The organism is Streptomyces sp. NPDC005402 (genome assembly GCF_040606575.1).
Lineage (GTDB): Bacteria > Actinomycetota > Actinomycetes > Streptomycetales > Streptomycetaceae > Streptomyces.
On sequence record NZ_JBEXFB010000075.1, the window covers coordinates 1 to 1,531 of the forward strand.

A 1,531-nucleotide genomic window follows, 5' to 3' on the forward strand; every position below is an offset into this window, starting at 1 on the left:
GTGCTGGCCGCGACCCTCTCGCCGACCTGGGGCATCTACTCCGGCTACGAACTCGCCGAGAACACCCCCCTGCGCGAGGGCAGCGAGGAATACCTAGACTCGGAGAAGTACCAGCTCAAGGCCCGCAACTGGGACACCGAGGACAGTCTCGCCCCCCTGATCACCCAGCTCAACACGATCAGGCGCCGCCACCCCGCCCTCCAGCGTCTGCGGAACATCCGCTTCCACCACACCGACAACGACGCGGTCATCGCCTACAGCAAGCGCACCGGCGACGACACGGTCCTGGTGGTCGTGAACCTCGATCCGCACCACACCCAGGAGGCCACGGTCTCGTTGGACATGCCGCGACTCGGCCTGGAATGGCACGAGTCCCTGTCCGTCCACGACGAACTGACGGGCGAGACCTACCACTGGCGCAGAAACAGCTACGTGCGCCTGGAGCCCGGCCGGGCACCGGCGCATCTGTTCCAGGTCCGCAGGTCGGCGCCGCAGAGCGGAGGATCCACAGCGTGACTGTCAACGAGCCCGTCCACGACACCTTCGAGGACACCCCGGCGAAGGACCGGGACCCCGACTGGTTCAAACGCGCGGTCTTCTACGAGGTGCTGGTCCGCTCCTTCCAGGACAGCAACGGCGACGGCGTCGGCGACCTCAAGGGCCTGACCGCCAAGCTGGACTACCTCCAGTGGCTCGGTGTCGACTGTCTGTGGCTGCCGCCCTTCTTCAAGTCGCCGCTCAGGGACGGCGGGTACGACGTCTCGGACTACACCGCCGTCCTGCCGGAGTTCGGCGACCTCGCCGACTTCGTGGAGTTCGTCGACGCCGCCCACCACCGGGGCATGCGCGTCATCATCGACTTCGTCATGAACCACACCAGCGACCAGCACCCGTGGTTCCAGGAGTCCCGCAAGGACCCCGACGGCCCCTACGGCGACTACTACATGTGGGCCGACGACGACAAGCAGTACCAGGACGCGCGGATCATCTTCGTCGACACCGAGGCCTCCAACTGGAGTCACGACCCGGTCCGCGGCCAGTACTACTTCCACCGCTTCTTCTCCCACCAGCCGGACCTCAACTACGAGAACCCGGCCGTCCAGGAGGAGATCCTGGCCGCCCTCCGCTTCTGGCTCGACCTCGGCATCGACGGCTTCCGCCTCGACGCCGTCCCCTATCTGTACGCGGCGGAGGGCACCAACTGCGAGAACCTGCCCGCCACTCACCAGTTCCTCAAGCGGGTCCGCAAAGAGATCGACGCCATGTACCCGGACACGGTGCTGCTGGCGGAGGCCAACCAGTGGCCCGAGGACGTCGTCGACTACTTCGGCGACTACCAGGCCGGCGGCGACGAATGCCACATGGCCTTCCACTTCCCGGTCATGCCCCGCATCTTCATGGCAGTTCGGCGGGAGTCGCGCTACCCGATCTCGGAAATCCTCGCCAAGACGCCGGCCATCCCCAACAACTGCCAGTGGGGCATCTTCCTGCGCAACCACGACGAGCTGACCCTCGAAATGGTCACCGACGA

At 66.1% G+C, this 1,531-nt stretch carries 2 protein-coding genes; both read left to right on the top strand.

Annotated elements, in window-relative coordinates; genetic code table 11:
- On the top strand, nucleotides 1–516 hold a 516-nt coding region (locus ABZT02_RS46115), incomplete at its 5' end, for an alpha-glucosidase C-terminal domain-containing protein (protein WP_356029466.1).
- A partial coding sequence (locus ABZT02_RS46120; protein ID WP_356029468.1) for an alpha-amylase family glycosyl hydrolase occupies nucleotides 513–1,531 on the top strand: 1,019 nt, incomplete at its 3' end. The genes ABZT02_RS46115 and ABZT02_RS46120, both read left to right, overlap by 4 nt.